A 15,727-nucleotide genomic window follows, 5' to 3' on the forward strand; every position below is an offset into this window, starting at 1 on the left:
GAAACAAATTGATTATTCAGGGTGAAAATGAAGGAGATATTGAAAGAGCTGAAAAAATAATAGAAGATATAAGAGCTGTCAACAGGGAAGGTTATATAATTAAGCCCGAAGATGTTATGCATTCTATTCAAGAGCTTAAGGAAGGTAAACCTGTCTCAATAATCAGTCTTTTCAAAGGCGGAATTGCTGTTCCTTCCAAAAAAAGAGTTATTATTCCTAAAACACCAACTCAAAAAGAATACATGGAAGCAATGCTCAAGTATGACATTGTTTTTGGAATAGGACCTGCAGGAACAGGAAAAACCTATCTTGCCATGGCAATGGCAATTCATTTTTTGCTTACAAGACAGGTATCAAGAATAGTGCTTGTAAGACCAGCTGTTGAAGCAGGAGAAAAATTGGGATTTCTACCAGGAGCTATTGAAGAAAAGGTAAGCCCTTATCTACGGCCTCTTTATGATGCTCTTTATGACATGCTTGACCTTGACAAGGCATCAAAGCTCATTGAAAAAGGTGCCATTGAAATCGCACCTCTTGCATTTATGAGAGGAAGAACCCTTAATGATGCTTTTATAATTCTTGATGAAGCTCAAAATACAACCACAGAGCAGATGAAAATGTATCTTACAAGACTTGGTTTTGGTTCAAAAACTGTGATAACAGGGGATATTACTCAGATAGACCTTCCACCTCAGAAAGTATCAGGATTGGTAGAAGCGTTGAAAATTCTGAAAGATATTGAAGGAATAAAGATTATTTATTTCACTGAAAAAGATGTTGTCAGGCATAGACTTGTTCAGGAAATCATAAAAGCTTATGAAAAACATGAAAGACACGCCACCACTTAAGCCTGTTACTCCTGACAGGTCATATTTAAGAAAATTTATTGAAAAATTTAAATCTTCCCAGAATGGAAAAGACAAAAAGATATTTATTGAAAGACAAGCATTACTTTTTCTTATTGGTTTATCTGTTTTAATTGCCTTTTTACTTCATGATTTCAAATCAGAGACTTCCTTTTTAGGAAGCCTGATTCTTGTTATGCTTCTTGTTGTTTTTTTCTATAGAGATCTTCTTAGATATAAGCCTGCTTATATTAAAAAGAAAAAAATGAAGGCATTACTTGGAATTCTTACGATTTTTACATTAGTTATTGCAAGAGTATTTGATCATGTATTTTCAGTGTTTTCTAAGGGATTAGGAATTGAAGGTTTGGGTTTGCATACCCTTGGCATACCTTTTGCTTTAGGTCCTGCATTGGTGGTATTATTGTTTGATTTCCATACAGCTATTACATTTTCTTTAGTTCTCAGTTTTATGGCAGGGATATGGGTGAAAATACCTTTAATACCTATTTATGTTTTTATTGGCTCTCTCATTGGTGCTTTTGCTCTTCTCAGATGTAAAAAAAGAACTGACATAATAAATGCTGGAATATACATAGCAATAGCTAATACAGTTAGTTCAATCTCTATTCTTCTTATAATGAGAGATGTTAGTTTTTCTAAGATTTATTTTTCCTCTGTTTTTTCAGTTATCAATGGATTGACAGTATCAGCAATGTGTTTTCTTTGTTTGCCTGCTATAGAAAGATTTTTTCATGTGACAACTCCTTTAAGTTTTATTGAACTGCTGGATATTGATCATCCTTTAATGAAACAGCTTTCGGTTGAAGCTCCAGGAACTTATCATCACAGTATGATAGTTGGCTGTCTTGCAGAGGCTGCAGCTGAGGTTGTAGGAGTTAATCCTTTGCTGGCAAAGGTTGCTTCTTATTACCATGATATAGGCAAAATAAGAATGCCAGAGTATTTTGTAGAGAATCAGACAGGATGTGTAAGTAAACATGAAAAGCTTAATCCTCATCTGAGTAGTATGATTATAATTTCGCATGTAAAGGATGGAGTTGAGCTTGCAGAAGAGTATAATCTACCTGAAATTATAAAAGATGTAATCCAGCAACATCATGGAACTGCTCTTGTTACATATTTTTATCAAAAAGCACTAAAAGAGATGGAAACTCCTCCATCTGAACAGGATTATAGATATCCAGGACCAAAACCACAAACAAAACTTGCAGCTTTAGTAATGCTTGCAGATGCTGTGGAGGCAGCTTCAAGAACTCTTGATGATCCAACACCTGCGAGAATTTCAGGACTTGTAGATAAAATCGTAAAAAACATATTTATTGACGGACAGCTTGATGAATGTGAAATAACTTTAAAAGACCTAAGCGAGATTAAAAAGAAGTTTGAATACATCCTTACAGGAATATTTCACAGAAGAATTTCCTATCCAGAGCCTTTGAAAGAAAAGACTTTATGAGAGTTATTGTGGAAGTCATCAACAGTCAGAGAAAATTTAAAGTTTCAATAAAAAAGCTAAAGCAGAGCACTAAAAAAATTTTTCAATTTTTATATGACGATAAAAACAAAAATCTGCTCAAAATAATGGAAAAGAATTCAACTTCTCTGATAATCTCTATAATAGTTGTTGGCAGTAGAAAAATGAGAGAGCTTAATTTTCAATACAGGGGCAAAAATTCTACTACTGATGTTCTGTCTTTCCCTTATTTAGATAAAGAGCCTTCAGGTAGCTTATTTCTCGGAGAAATCATAATTGATCCAGAAAAAGTCTCATCTCAGGCAAACCAATACGGTCTTCAATTTTCGCATGAACTTGACAGAATTCTTGTTCATGGTATTCTTCATCTGATAGGTTATGACCATGAACGCTCAGCCTGCGAAGCAAGAAGAATGCGCAAGATTGAGGAAAAAATTTTAACCCATCTACAATCCTAATTCCTCTGGTGTTCCAATTCTTCCAAGCACACCAGTTGCAGCAGCCGTAGCTGGAGAACTCAGGTAAACCTCACTTTCAGGATGTCCCATTCTACCAACAAAGTTTCTGTTTGTGGTAGCTATTGCTTTTTCTCCTTTTGCAAGAATTCCCATGTGTCCACCAAGACATGGTCCGCAGGTTGGAGGTGATACAACAGCCTGAGCTTCTATAAAGATTTCTATTAAACCTTCTTTTAATGCATCCATATAGATTTTTTGAGTTGCAGGAATTATTATCATCCGGACTTCAGGATGCACTTTTCTTCCTTTAAGTATTTGTGCTGCCTCTCTCAGGTCTTCAAGCCTTCCATTTGTGCACGAGCCTATTACAACCTGATCAATTTTTATGTGAGTGAGTTGCTGTGCTGGTTTAACATTTGAGGGAAGATGAGGACAGGCAACCATTGGTGGAATCTTTGAGCAATCATATTCTTTTATCTCTGCATAAATTGCGTCAGGGTCTGAGCTATAGAATTTATAAGTTCTTTTTGCTCGTTCTTTTACATATTCCTCTGTAATTTTATCAGGCGCAATAATTCCAGCCTTTGCACCTGCTTCAATTGCCATGTTACACATTGTAAACCTTCCAGACATTGGCATTCTATCAATAACCTCACCTGTGAATTCCATTGCCATGTAAGAGGCTCCATCAACTCCGATGTCTCCAATTGTATAAAGAATTAAATCCTTTCCACTTACCCAGGGCTGAAGCTTTCCATAGTAGATAAATTTGATTGTTTCAGGTACTTTAAACCAGCACTCACCGGTTGCCATTGCAACAGCTGCATCTGTTGAGCCAACACCTGTTGCAAAAGCACCCAGAGCTCCATAGGTGCACGTGTGGCTATCTGCACCAATTACAAGGTCGCCAGGAAGCACAAGTCCTTGTTCAGGTAAAAGAGCATGTTCAATGCCAACTCTTCCAATTTCAAAGTAATGTTTTATTTTGTATTTGTAGGCAAATTCTCTAAGCATTTTGCACTGCTCTGCAGCCTTTATATCCTTCTGTGGAGTAAAATGATCTGGCACCAGAGCAATTTTTTCTTTATTAAAGACATCTTTTACTTCGAGTTTTTCAAACTCTTTTATGGCAATTGGTGCTGTGATATCATTGGCAAGGACAAGGTCAACCTTTGCATTAATTATTTCTCCCGCAGAGACCTCTTTTTTTCCTGCATGCTCTGCAAGAATTTTTTCAGCTATTGTCATTCCCATGATAACTCCTCCGAGAAATTTTTTCATTTCGAGCCTGCCAAGCAGGCGAGGAATCTCCTTCACACTTTCATGCAAAACAGAAAAATTTAAGTAAAATTTATTATTGCATAAAGGGTTGAAAATAATCAAAAATATGAAATGGATGAAATAAGAGATACCCTTGAACGGTTGTATAATTCCTTTAATTTTGAAACTGCTATCCAGAAAGACCCGATAAGATTCCCAAAAAGATACAGAGAACCTTTAGACATAGAAATAGCAGGGATTATTTCATCTTCCTTTGCCTACGGAAGCATACAATGTTTCTGCAATTTTCTTGAAGGACTTTTTAATATTATGGGAGAACATCCCTCGGAATTCATACTTGATTTTCAACCATCTTATATCCTTAAAAAGTTTTCAATTAAGTACAGATTCAGTGATGTGGATGATATAGTTGCCTATCTTTTTATTATTCAAAAGTTACTTAAAAATTCTCCGTCAAATTCTCTGGAATACTATTTTCAAGGAGAAAACACTATTCTGAAAATTTCAAATTTTGTTAAATGGGCATGCACAGTGAATTTGACCCCTGTTTATGGGAAAAATATTAAATCTCCTGGTTTACTTCATCTTTTACCAGATCCTCTGAAAGGCAGTCCCTGCAAAAGAATCAATCTTTTTGTCCGATGGATGGTCAGAAATCAAGACATTGATTTTGGCTTGTGGAAGAGCATAAAGCCTTCAGAGTTAATTATCCCTCTTGATGTTCATGTGTTGAGGGTCTCAAAAAGAATAGGACTAACACAGAAAAGCTCTCAGAGTATGAAAACTGCTTTGGAAATTACAGAAAAGTTAAAGAGGATCAATCCTACAGATCCTTTAAAATACGATTTTGTCCTCTGTCATGGAGATATCAATAAGTTGATTTAATAACAGCTTTCAGTAAAGAAACTGACCATGAAATCTGTTCAATCAGTTCTTCCTCAGTAGGCATTCTTTTTTCTTTGTAACATTGATTTGCAATTTTTATTGCTGAATTTGCAATTTTTGAAATTTCATTTTTTAAATTCTCTGTGTTTGAGATTTTTATTTCTTTTAATGCTTTATTGAGTTTTTCTTCTGTTTGAGGTTTACCAATATAGGAATCAAAGGCTTCATCAAACTTTATATGGTATTCTTTATTAAAAGCTCCTTCATCAATATATATTTTCCCATCACTTGCTGATGAGTCTGAATAAGGAAAATTGTGCAGCGGCTGAGAAAGATCTCCGATGTAGTGAGCAATTGTTACGAGATAGTACTCATAAGAAAGCCTATTATCTGGTTTAGTTTTATCAAGAGATTTCATTTTCTCATAAAGGTTGACAATTTTCCAGTAAAGAACCCCTGCCTGATGAGGTAGAAGAATTTTTATTGTTCTCCCATCAATATTCACTGTTACTTCTTTAACAGCATATTTATCAATGTATTCAGGCGTTACAACCGTATTTGGTGCAGCATTATGATAATGCATTGGAGCAAGAAGCTCATAGTTTTCATCGCGGATTATGTCTGGCATACATGCTGCTTCAGGAATTCTTATACCTGCTTTTTGAGCAATATAGGCATGGGTTTTACAATCCCATGCATTTGCATAGGAATAAAAAATAAGGATGAGAAGAAAAATCGTATAATTTATAATTCTTCTCATCCTCATCAGCTTTCTCCTCCTATAATTTATACTGAAGCTGCCATCTTATGAATGTGGCATTTCTTGCTTTATCTGAATAAAAGTTGCCAGGTTCAAAATACTCAAGCTGAAGCATTCCATCAAGATTTTTTGTGAATTTGTAGTTTGTGATAAATGCCCACAGATCACCACGATTTTTTCCATCATTGGAAAACATTATTGAAGGTAAATCACTTGTTTTTTCATCCGCCCAGAGATGTTGATATGAGAGCTTTATGCTTAAATCCTTAATTGGTTTCAGCAATAAATTTGTAACTACTGCTTTTAGATTTGTCCAGTAACCAGGAATTGGTCCACCCTTTTTAGAGGTTTCAGGTACTAATGTATAAATCAAAAGCTCATTCCACTGGGGTGCTCTTGAAAAAAGCGGATCAAAGCCTTCATCTTTGTCTTTTGTTCCTGTTTTATCACCTGAAAGATAAACATAACCAACTTCTACAGTAGGAATTACAGGACAGCTGGAAAATGTATATCCAGCAAAGGCATAGCCACCAAGCCCGCTTCTTTTAGTTCCATCTTGATATTTTCCATATTGTTTTGCAAGCTCGCCTCTTAAGGAGAAATCACTTATTTTAAATACTGCTCTCATTCCAAAAGTGTTAATATGGCTTTCTTTTATTACATCATAAGCATCTTCCTTTTTGTAGATATAATAAGGTTCAACATTTAGCCATTCAAATATTTTATTTCTTCCATAAATCCAGAAGCCTTTTTCATTTGAGGCAGCGAGCCTTTTTTTGTGATTGATGTAAAGACCACCTGAAGCTTTATCATAGTAGGCAGGATGAATACTTGGTAAATACTGATCTGTTTTAGGATTTGAAACATAAACTAAGTCAATTGAATTATCAGGAGCAATATTTATAGTTGCTTTTATAGCGTTAAAATAAAAAGTTCTTGAGCCATCAGCCGGAGTGCCATCAAGAATAAGAAATCCTTCGCCATACATGTCTTTACCGAGAAAATCCTGCCTTCCAATTCTGAAGTTTACAGGTAAATCAAAAGGTTTTTTAATGTCAATATAGAGATTATCAATTATAACTTCATCCTGATCCAATCTTTTCCTGTTTGTTTCATTATCAAGAGTTAAGCGATATGGACCAGTGTAATACTTTGGCTCTGTTGCTAATCTTATGTAAGCTCCAAAGTTATCATTAAGTTTTACATTATCCCATAACTGAATACGCAGTCTGAAAAAGTTTCTGTCAGGTTGCTTGTTTGGCATTGTTCCGAGGTCAACAACATTGTCCCATATCTCCTGTCTTAGCCTAACAGATGCACCATGTTCATTTTCAATGGCAAAGGAGACTTGAAAAAAAAAACTGATTAAAAAAACAAAGCTTAATAAAACTCTTAAAAACTGATTCATAATCACCTCCAATAAAAATTTAGAAAATGAAAAAAATTATAACATATTTTTTTTTATTTGTTGTAAAATTTAAAAAAACATTTTTGGAGGTGTTCCATGAAAGAAGAAGAGATCATTGAGATTCTTAAAAAAGAAAACGAAGAGTTTCGCAAGCTTTATGAGGAACACAGACACCTTGATAGCATTCTTGATGAAATGAACAAAAAGCCTTATTTAACTCCAGAAGAAGAAATCGAGAAAAAAAGAATGCAGAAAGAGAAACTTTATAAGAAAGATAAAATGGCTGAAATGATAAGACAATATAAAGCTAAATTGCAAAGGGAGGCAACCCAGTGAGAAGTGACATAGTTAAAAAAGGTCTTGAAAGAACTCCTCATCGCGCACTTCTTTATGCAACAGGAATTCCTCATTCTGAAATGAATAAACCATTTATTGGTGTAGCTACAAGTTTCACAGATATAATACCTGGCCATATTTCAATGAATGAACTCTCAAGATTTATAGAAAAAGGGATTCATACAAGAGGGGGCTATCCATTTTTCTTTGGTATTCCAGGTATCTGTGATGGGATTGCTATGGGTCATAAGGGAATGAAGTATTCTTTGCCATCGAGGGAGTTAATTGCGGATATGATTGAATGTATTGTAGAAGCCCATCAATTTGATGGTATTGTGCTTCTTACAAACTGTGATAAGATTACACCTGGAATGCTTATGGCTGCTGCAAGGCTTGACATTCCAGCAATAGTTCTTACAGCAGGACCAATGCTTGCAGGATACTACAAAGGTCAAAGAAGAAATCTTACTTCTGACACTTTTGAAGCAGTTGGAAAGTTTAAAAAGGGAGTTTTAACAGAACAAGACCTCCAGGCTCTTGAACTTTGTGCGTGTCCTACTGCGGGTTCATGTCAGGGGATGTATACAGCAAATACTATGGCTTGTGTTACTGAGGCTATGGGAATGAGCCTTCCAGGAGTAGCTGCTACTCCAGCTGTTATGTCTGAAAAGAGAAGGCTTGCCTTTGAAACTGGAGTAAAAATTGTTGAACTCGTAAAAAAGAAATTAACCGCAAGAAAGATACTTACAAAAGAAGCTTTTTATAATGCTATTATAATTGATATGGCACTTGGTGGTTCTACAAATACTGTTTTACATATAAAAGCAGTGGCGCATGAAGCAGGAATAGAGCTTCCTCTTGAGATTTTTGACGAAATTAGCAAAAAAACTCCTCACATTGTAAATATAATTCCTTCGGGACAGCATTATATGGAAGACCTTTACAGAGCTGGTGGAATTCCAGCTGTGCTTCAAAGACTTAAAGATAAAATTTTTTCAAATCCAACAGTTTCTGGTTTTGATATAAAAGAAATTGCAGAGAAAGCTCAGATCTACGATGAAGATGTAATTAGACCAATTGAAAAGGCCTATCATAAAGAGGGAGGAATAGCAATTCTTAAAGGAAATCTTGCGCCAGATGGAGCTGTAGTTAAGCAAACTGCTGTTTCTCCAAAAATGCTTCGTTTTGAAGGAACAGCTTGCTGTTTTGATTCAGAAGAAGAAGCTATGAACGCAATTCTTGATGGAAAAATAAAAGAAGGAGATGTCATTATAATAAGATATGAAGGCCCATCTGGCGGTCCTGGAATGAGGGAAATGCTTTCTCCAACAAGTGCAATCACTGGAATGGGACTTAATGAATCAGTTGCTTTAATTACAGATGGAAGATTTTCAGGTGGAACCCGTGGTCCCTGTATTGGTCATGTCTCACCAGAAGCTGCTCGTGGTGGTCCAATTGCTCTGGTTAAGGATGGTGATAGAATTTTGATTGATATACCAAACAGAAAACTCGATATTATGGTTTCAGAAAGTGAGTTAAAAAAGAGGAGCAAGGATTGGAAGCCAAGAAAGTCAAAAATAAAAAGAGGATATCTTTCAAGATATGCTCATATGGTTAGCTCTGCTGATAAAGGTGCAATAATGCAGGAGCACTTGAATAAAGTCTAAATTTTTTTGTATCTTAAATATAGCCGGAGTGGCGGAACTGGTAGACGCAAGGGACTTAAAATCCCTCGGAGGGCGACCTCCGTACGAGTTCGAGTCTCGTCTCCGGCATTTTTTATGTGGAGGCACTCCAGATGATTAGAAAAGCAGTCTTGCCAGTAGCAGGCCTTGGAACAAGATTCCTTCCAGCAACAAAGGCTTCTCCAAAAGAAATGCTTCCGGTAGTTGACAAACCTCTTATTCAGTATGCAGTTGAAGAAGCTGTGAGAGTAGGGATTGAGGAGTTTATCTTTATTACAGGTAAGCACAAAAGAGCAATTGAAGACCATTTTGACAAGGCTTATGAATTAGAAGAAAGGCTTAAATCTGCAGGGAAATATGAACTTCTTGAAAAAATTAACTGTTTTGAAAATCTTAATTTTGCCTTTATAAGACAAAAAGAACCAAAAGGACTCGGAGATGCCATTTTATGTGCTAAGCCTTTTGTTAAAGAGGAACCTTTTGTAGTGATTTTAAGTGATGATTTGATAGATCCTGAGTACTCTGTTCTTGATGAAATGATAAAAATTTATAAAGACAAGAAAGCTCCAGTAATAGCTCTTGAAGAGGTTTCTTTAAATGAAGTTTCAAGATATGGTATAGTTTCAGGCAAACAAACAGACGGATTTTATATTATCAATGATTTGGTAGAAAAACCAGAGCCTCAAAATGCTCCATCCTCTCTTGCAATAATTGGCAGGTATATTTTAACTCCTCAGATATTTAAACATCTTGAAAATTTACAGCCAGGTAAAAGCGGAGAGATTCAATTAACTGATGCTTTAAGATCCCTTTTAGAGGAAACGCAAATATACGGTTGTATAATTAAAGGTAAGAGATATGATGCTGGAGAAAAGCTTGGTTATTTAAAAACGATAGTAGAATTTGCTTTAAAAGACAGGGAAATCTCTTGCCAATTTATAAATTTTCTGAAAGAAAAGCTTTCAACCATCGAAAATCATTAAAAATTTTTTAAAAAATATCAAAAATTCTTGAAAAACTGTTAAAATTAACTAAAGATTAAAAAAGTTTTTTCAGGGGGTAGAAATGGACGAAATAAAAAAAGAAAACAAAGAAAAAAATGATGAAAAACAGGACAATAAAGAGATAGAGATTCCACATGAACTTCCAATTTTAGCTGTCAGAGATATAGTAATTTTCCCATATATGATAATTCCTCTTTTTGTGGGAAGAGATATCTCTGTTAAAGCTGTGGAACATGCATTGAATACCAACAGGCTTATTCTTTTGCTAACCCAGAAGGACTTCAATGTTGAAATTCCGGAACCTTCAGACCTTTACAGTATTGGAACAGTCTGCATGATTATGAGAATGCTGAGGCTACCAGATGGAAGATTAAAAATTCTTGTTCAGGGACTTTCTAAGGCAAAAGCAGTAGAGTTTTCTCAACAAGAAGGTTTTTACCTTGCGAAAATAGAAAAAATTGAAGACATTCAGATAAAAGAGTTTACACTTGAACATGAAGCACTGGTAAGAACTGTGAAAGAGCAGCTTGAAAAAGCTATCTCACTTGGTAAAAATATACCACCTGATGCCATGGTAATAATTGAAAATATTGATGAACCTGGAAGACTTGCTGACCTGATTGCTTCAAATTTAGGATTAAAAAGCTCTGAAGCTCAGCAAATACTTGAGATTACCGATCCTTTTGATAGATTGAATAAGATAAGAGAAATTCTTAACAGAGAGATTCAACTCCTTACAATTCAACAGAAAATTAAGAAAGAAGCAAGGGATGAAATAGATAAGACGCAGAGGGAGTATTTTTTGAGAGAACAGCTTAAGGCAATTCAGAAGGAGCTTGGAGATATTGATGAAAAGGCTGAAGAGATAAATGAATTCAGAAGAAAGATTGAAGAAGCAAAAATGCCTGAAAAGGTTAAAGAAGAAGCCGAGAAACAACTAAAAAGACTTGAAAGAATGCATCCTGAAGCAGCTGAATCAGCGGTGGTGCGCACATATCTTGAATGGCTTACAGAATTGCCATGGTCTCGTTCAACAGAAGACAGGCTTGATATAAAAGCTGCAAAGGAAGTTCTTGATAAAGACCATTATGATCTTGAAAAGGTTAAAGAAAGAATTCTTGAATATTTAAGCGTAAGAAAACTAAAAGAAAAAATGAAAGGACCAATTCTCTGCTTTATAGGTCCTCCCGGAGTTGGTAAAACCTCCTTAGGCCGTTCAATTGCAAGGGCTTTAGGTAGAGAATTTGTTAGAATTTCTCTTGGTGGTGTAAGAGATGAAGCTGAGATAAGGGGCCACAGAAGAACCTATGTGGGTGCTCTTCCAGGTAGAATAATTCAGGGTATAAGGCAGGCAGGAACAAATAATCCTGTGTTTATGCTTGATGAAATAGACAAACTGGGAATGGACTTCAGAGGTGATCCTTCATCAGCTCTTCTGGAAGTCCTTGATCCTGAACAGAATAACAGCTTTGTTGACCACTATCTTGCTGTTCCCTTTGATTTAAGCAATGTTATGTTTATTTGCACAGGTAACATAGCTGATACAATTCCATCTGCATTAAGAGACAGAATGGAGATAATATATCTTTCAGGATACACTGAAGAAGAAAAGCTCCAAATTGCAAAAAAATATCTAATTCCAAAACAGCTTGAAGAACACGGACTTAACTCTTCAATTTTAAAAATTAGTGATAGAGCAGTAAGATATATTATTACTCATTATACAAGAGAGGCAGGAGTCAGAAATCTTGAAAGAGAAATAGCAAATCTCTGTAGAAAAGTGGCTAAATTTATTGCAGAAGCCAAAACTAAGAAGTTTTACATAACACCTAAGAAGGTATCGAAATTTCTTGGTGCACCCAAGTATCTTCCTGAAGAGGAACTCAAAAAAGAAGAGGTTGGAGTTGCAACAGGTCTTGCATGGACAGAGGCAGGTGGAGATGTTATATATGTTGAGGCAACAATTATGAAAGGCAAGGGGAATCTTATTCTTACAGGACAGCTTGGAGATGTGATGAAAGAGTCTGCACAGGCTGCATTGAGCTATGTTAAATCAAAAGCTAAAGAGCTCAAGATTGATGAAAAAATTTTTAGCACTATGGATTTACATATCCATGTTCCTGCAGGTGCTATTCCAAAGGATGGTCCTTCAGCAGGAATTACAATGGCTTCAGCAATTGCCTCAGTTTTCACTGGAAAACCTTTGAGAAAGGATGTTGCCATGACAGGTGAAATTACTTTAAGGGGTAGAGTTCTTCCCATTGGGGGCCTTAAGGAGAAGGTGCTTGCAGCTAAGAGAATGGGCATAAAAACAGTCATTATACCAAAGAGAAACAAAAAAGACCTTGAAGAGCTGCCAAAATATGTGAAAGAAGGAATGAAGTTTATTCTTGTTGAGTCAATGGATGAGGTTTTAAAGCATGTTTTTTCAAAGGTTAAAGTAAAGGCTAAAACTCAGAAAATAGCAGCTAAATCTAAATGAAAAAAGATGAACTGGGACTTATTAAGTATATAAGGGAGAGGTTTTCCTTTCCTGAAGGAACAGGAATAGGCGATGATGCTGCGGTTTTGAATTTTAAACAGTCTGCATTGCTTACAACGGATTTGATGATTGAGGATGTTCATTTTGACCTTAGCTATACTTCCTTTTATCATCTTGGATTTAAAATTGTTTCTGTTAATGTAAGTGATATTTATGCAATGGGTGGTGATTTTAAGGCTTTTTTATTTTCTGCAGGCATTCCAGAAACCTTATCTGAAGAGGATTTTAAAGAGCTATTTGATGGCATACAGGATGCATTAAGGCATTACAGAGGATTTTTAGTTGGAGGTGATCTTTCAAGGAGCGAAAAGGTTGTTCTTTCAGGTTTTGCAGTGGGAGAGGCTGAAAAGCCTGTTTTAAGAAAAGGCGCTGAGCCTGAAGATTTAATTTTCATAACATCATCTCTTGGACTTTCACAAGCAGGTTTAAATCTTTTAAAAAGCCTTTCTGATGATAAAAGGAAAGTTATTAAATCAATGAAAGATTTCAAAAAACATCCTGACATTATAGAAATTGAAGGCACAAATGAACTTTTACAGAGACATCTAATGCCAGTTGCAAGAAACCCTGAAAAATTCAAAGATATTGCAAAGGCAATGATGGATATAAGTGACGGCTTACTCATTGATTTACACAGACTCTGTGAAGAAAACAATGTGGGTGCTGAGATATATCTTGAAAAAATTCCAAAACATCCAGCAGTAATAAAGGTTGCAGAGTATTTAAATATTGACGCAATAAAGCTCATTTTATCTGGTGGGGAGGACTATGAGCTTTTAGTTATCTCTGACAGAAAGGATGCTCAGGAGTTCGGCTTAATTCAAGTGGGAAGAATAGTTGAAGAAAAAGGCCTCTATCTTATACACCCTGATAAAGGTAAAATCCCTGCAAAACCAGAAGGTTGGCAACATTTCTGAAATGAAAAAATTTACAGTAATCACACTTGGATGTCCTAAAAACACTGTTGATTCAAGACATTTAATAGAGGAACTAACAGCAGAAGGATTTTTATATGTGGAGGAGTTTAAAAAAGCAGATTTTGTTTTTATCAACACCTGCTGTTTTATAAATGATGCAAAAGAGGAATCAATTGACGAAATCTTAACAGTAGCGAAGTGTAAAGAGCATAGAAAGCTTATTGTAATTGGTTGTCTTTCCAAAAGATACAAAAATGAACTTAAAAAAGAAATACCAGAAATTGATGCTTTATTTGGAGTAAATGAGACAGCCTCTATTATTAGTTTCATGAGGCAGTTTAAGAATTCTGACAGTTATTCCTTGATCTGTGCTTATACTATGGAACCACCAAGTTACAGATATATTAAAATTGCCGACGGCTGTAGTCGTAGATGCAGTTTTTGTGTTATTCCTTCAATAAGAGGTCCTTTTAAAAGCAGAGAACCTGAAAAAATATTAAAAGAAGCCGAGGGTTTTGTTTCCTCTGGAATAAAAGAGTTGATTATTGTTGCTCAGGATATTACCCAGTACGGCAAAGAATTGAAGGGATACAATTTAGTAAGTCTTCTTAAGGATTTATGCTCAATTAATGGAGATTTTTGGATTAGACTTCTTTACCTTTATCCTACTGATGTTGATGAGGCTATAATCCAAACAGTGGCAGAAAATGATAAAATTGTTAATTATCTTGATATACCAATGCAACACAGTGAAGAAAGAATACTGAGGCTTATGGGCAGAAGGGGAACAAAGAAGGAGTATTTTAAAAAAATAAGGCAAATCAGGGAAGCAATACCGGGAGTAACATTGAGAAGCACTTTTATTGTTGGATTTCCCACTGAAACAGAAGATGAGTTTCAGAGACTCGTTGATTTTATTGAAGAAGTTCAGTTTGACCGTCTTGGAGTTTTTAAATACTCAAGAGAAGAAGGAACGGTAGCTTACAATTTAAAAGGGCAGATTCCTGAAAGTGTAAAAAATAGAAGATTTGATGAGATAATGACAAGGCAGGCTTTAATATCCCTTGAAAAAAATCGCGCCCTTGTGGGGAAAAAATATGATGCCTTGATAGACTATATTGATGCAGATCTTGCCCTTGCAAGACTTTACTGCCATGCACCAGAGATTGATGGTGTGGTAATATTAGAGAATGTGTCAGAGTTAAAAGCAGCAGATAAAGTAAAGGTTTTGATCACCGAAGCCTATGAATATGACCTTAAAGGAGTTATTGTTAAGTGAAAAAATATATTACTCCGTTGATTCTTTTTTGTGCTACTGTTTTAACAACACTTTTTGCAGGAGCTCTTCAACAGGGAATTAATCTGCTTAAAGAACCTTTCAGAATCTGGGAGGGTTATCCTTTTTCATTAAGTATAATAACAATTTTGCTTGGACACGAGATGGGTCATTACTTTGCTTCAAAGGCTCACAGAACAAAGGCAACACTGCCATATTTTATTCCTGCACCTTCAATAATTGGCACCTTTGGTGCTTTTATAAAGATGAAATCACCAATACTAACAAGAAAAGCACTAATTGATATTGGAGCAGCAGGACCTTTAGTAGGATTTTTCTTATCTGTAGCTGCTTGCATAATCGGGCTTAGAATGTCAAAAATTATTCCTCTTACTCGAGGAGGAGAAGACTTTTTTGTGCTTGGTGATTCTATACTTTTCTCTTTACTTGTTAAACTCATTTTAGGAGACATTCCAGCTGGATATGATGTTGTTTTAAGCCCTGTTGCTTTTGCTGGATGGATCGGGCTTTTTGTAACTTCCATGAATCTTTTGCCTGTTGGACAGCTTGATGGAGGCCATATTGCTTATGCTTTGTTTGGTAGATTTCATTCTTACATTTCAAGAACGGTTATTTTTTTGATTGCTTTTTTGGGAATTTTTTACTGGTATGGATGGCTTGTGTGGGCATTGCTTCTTCTTTTTTTAGGTTTGGATCATCCTCCAGTACTGTTCTGGGAAAATAGACTTTCTTTAAGCAGACGAATAATTGGGGGAGTGGCATTTTTAATTTTTATTTTTACTTTTGTTCCTGCACCTTTTAAGTTTTAAAT

At 35.6% G+C, this 15,727-nt stretch carries 14 protein-coding genes and 1 tRNA gene; 12 read left to right on the plus strand and 3 right to left on the minus strand.

The genetic code is table 11. The features are described from left to right. The first annotated feature begins 8 nt into the window (after positions 1-8). From V4D31_RS03925 to ybeY, 3 genes are read left to right on the plus strand one after another with little or no spacing between them, the layout of a single operon-like run. Positions 9-848 (plus strand): PhoH family protein, encoded by an 840-nt coding sequence (locus V4D31_RS03925; RefSeq protein ID WP_353686940.1) that lies wholly within the window; start codon positions 9-11, stop codon positions 846-848. Next, positions 817-2,325, plus strand: a complete 1,509-nt coding sequence (locus V4D31_RS03930; RefSeq protein ID WP_353686941.1) for an HDIG domain-containing metalloprotein — start codon at positions 817-819, stop codon at positions 2,323-2,325. Before V4D31_RS03925 ends, V4D31_RS03930 begins: the two co-directional genes overlap by 32 nt. Next, positions 2,322-2,801, plus strand: a complete 480-nt coding sequence (ybeY, locus tag V4D31_RS03935; RefSeq protein ID WP_353686942.1) for an rRNA maturation RNase YbeY — start codon at positions 2,322-2,324, stop codon at positions 2,799-2,801. Before V4D31_RS03930 ends, ybeY begins: the two co-directional genes overlap by 4 nt. Here the strand turns inward: ybeY and leuC are convergent. Next, positions 2,790-4,055 (minus strand): 3-isopropylmalate dehydratase large subunit, encoded by a 1,266-nt coding sequence (gene leuC / locus V4D31_RS03940; protein ID WP_353687081.1) that lies wholly within the window; start codon positions 4,053-4,055, stop codon positions 2,790-2,792. The two genes, ybeY and leuC, sit on opposite strands and share 12 nt — an antisense overlap. Before the next feature lie 138 nt (positions 4,056-4,193). Here leuC and V4D31_RS03945 point away from each other — a divergent pair, with 138 nt between their 5' ends. Continuing rightward, complete coding sequence (locus V4D31_RS03945; RefSeq protein WP_353686943.1) at positions 4,194-4,967, plus strand: TIGR02757 family protein; 774 nt, start codon at positions 4,194-4,196, stop codon at positions 4,965-4,967. On the opposite strand, the gene V4D31_RS03950 is transcribed toward V4D31_RS03945, so the two are convergent. Together V4D31_RS03950 and V4D31_RS03955 are read right to left on the minus strand one after the other, a co-directional pair. Further along, positions 4,951-5,727: a S1/P1 nuclease gene (locus tag V4D31_RS03950; protein ID WP_353686944.1), complete on the minus strand. Its 777-nt coding sequence runs from the start codon at positions 5,725-5,727 to the stop codon at positions 4,951-4,953. The genes V4D31_RS03945 and V4D31_RS03950 overlap by 17 nt on opposite strands. 19 nt (positions 5,728-5,746) lie before the next feature. After that, positions 5,747-7,135, minus strand: a complete 1,389-nt coding sequence (locus V4D31_RS03955) for an alginate export family protein (RefSeq protein WP_353686945.1) — start codon at positions 7,133-7,135, stop codon at positions 5,747-5,749. A 96-nt stretch (positions 7,136-7,231) separates the two neighbouring features. On the opposite strand from V4D31_RS03955, the gene V4D31_RS03960 reads away from it, so the two are divergent. From V4D31_RS03960 to V4D31_RS03995, 8 genes are all read left to right on the plus strand, one after another. Continuing rightward, positions 7,232-7,471: a DUF465 domain-containing protein gene (locus tag V4D31_RS03960; protein WP_353686946.1), complete on the plus strand. Its 240-nt coding sequence runs from the start codon at positions 7,232-7,234 to the stop codon at positions 7,469-7,471. Continuing rightward, positions 7,468-9,138 carry a dihydroxy-acid dehydratase gene (gene ilvD, locus V4D31_RS03965; protein WP_353686947.1) on the plus strand — a complete coding sequence of 557 codons (1,671 nt, stop codon included), beginning with the start codon at positions 7,468-7,470 and terminating at the stop codon, positions 9,136-9,138. Before V4D31_RS03960 ends, ilvD begins: the two co-directional genes overlap by 4 nt. A gap of 22 nt (positions 9,139-9,160) precedes the next feature. Further along, positions 9,161-9,246, plus strand: a tRNA-Leu gene (locus V4D31_RS03970). Between the two features lie 23 nt (positions 9,247-9,269). Continuing rightward, a complete protein-coding gene (gene galU / locus V4D31_RS03975; protein ID WP_353686948.1) occupies positions 9,270-10,139 on the plus strand; it encodes a UTP--glucose-1-phosphate uridylyltransferase GalU in 870 nt (289 codons plus the stop codon). An 82-nt stretch (positions 10,140-10,221) separates the two neighbouring features. Next, on the plus strand, positions 10,222-12,642 hold the full coding sequence (lon, locus tag V4D31_RS03980; RefSeq protein ID WP_353686949.1) for an endopeptidase La: 2,421 nt from the start codon (positions 10,222-10,224) through the stop codon (positions 12,640-12,642). Beyond that, a complete protein-coding gene (gene thiL, locus V4D31_RS03985) occupies positions 12,639-13,619 on the plus strand; it encodes a thiamine-phosphate kinase (protein ID WP_353686950.1) in 981 nt (326 codons plus the stop codon). Before lon ends, thiL begins: the two co-directional genes overlap by 4 nt. Before the next feature lies 1 nt (position 13,620). Further along, positions 13,621-14,898, plus strand: coding sequence for a 30S ribosomal protein S12 methylthiotransferase RimO (gene rimO / locus V4D31_RS03990; RefSeq protein WP_353686951.1), 1,278 nt, complete (start codon positions 13,621-13,623; stop codon positions 14,896-14,898). Further along, entirely contained in the window at positions 14,895-15,725 is an 831-nt protein-coding gene (locus tag V4D31_RS03995; protein ID WP_353686952.1) for a site-2 protease family protein, read from the plus strand. Before rimO ends, V4D31_RS03995 begins: the two co-directional genes overlap by 4 nt. Positions 15,726-15,727 lie beyond the last annotated feature (2 nt).

The sequence above is a fragment of the Thermodesulfovibrio sp. 3462-1 genome, from assembly GCF_040451425.1.
GTDB classification, from domain to species: domain Bacteria; phylum Nitrospirota; class Thermodesulfovibrionia; order Thermodesulfovibrionales; family Thermodesulfovibrionaceae; genus Thermodesulfovibrio; species Thermodesulfovibrio obliviosus.